This window comes from Helicobacter sp. MIT 05-5294 (genome assembly GCF_000765675.1).
GTDB lineage: Bacteria > Campylobacterota > Campylobacteria > Campylobacterales > Helicobacteraceae > Helicobacter_D.
This window is the reverse complement of the sequence record NZ_JRPA02000089.1, coordinates 1-438: the sequence shown is the minus strand read 5'-3', so window position 1 is coordinate 438 and position 438 is coordinate 1. Positions and strand designations below refer to the sequence as shown.

Below are 438 nucleotides of genomic sequence, written 5' to 3'. Positions count from 1 at the left end.
GCCTTAATGAATGTAAGTTCATTAAAACAATCTTTTGGTTATTTGCGTGATTGTAGTTATTACTTATCTAGGCTTTAACAATTAGTTGTGAAAAGAACATTTAGACTTAAAAAGCCTAATAGAAATCTTCCTATCTTAATAAAAACTTCTATTAGTCTTCAGTCTTTGGTGGAGAATAGCGGGATCGAACCGCTGACCTCCTGCGTGCAAAGCAGGCGCTCTCCCAGCTGAGCTAATTCCCCATTAATTTAATGTATGGTGGGCTTAGGAGGACTTGAACCTCCGACCTCACCCTTATCAGGGGTGCGCTCTAACCACCTGAGCTATAAGCCCCTAATTAAAGTCCAAAACAATCTCTGACAACTAAGCAGGATAAGAACAACTAAAACCAAAGAAACGAATCTTTAGTCTTTTCTCTTGAAAGGAGGTGATCCAACC

Annotated in this window: 2 tRNA genes; both read right to left on the bottom strand. The window is 39.5% G+C overall.

Annotation, left to right across the window (positions count from 1 at the left end):
• Positions 1 to 166: 166 nt before the first annotated feature.
• Positions 167 to 242, bottom strand: a tRNA-Ala gene (locus tag LS69_RS10175).
• Between the two features lie 14 nt (positions 243 to 256).
• Positions 257 to 333 (bottom strand) — tRNA-Ile (locus LS69_RS10170).
• Positions 334 to 438 lie beyond the last annotated feature (105 nt).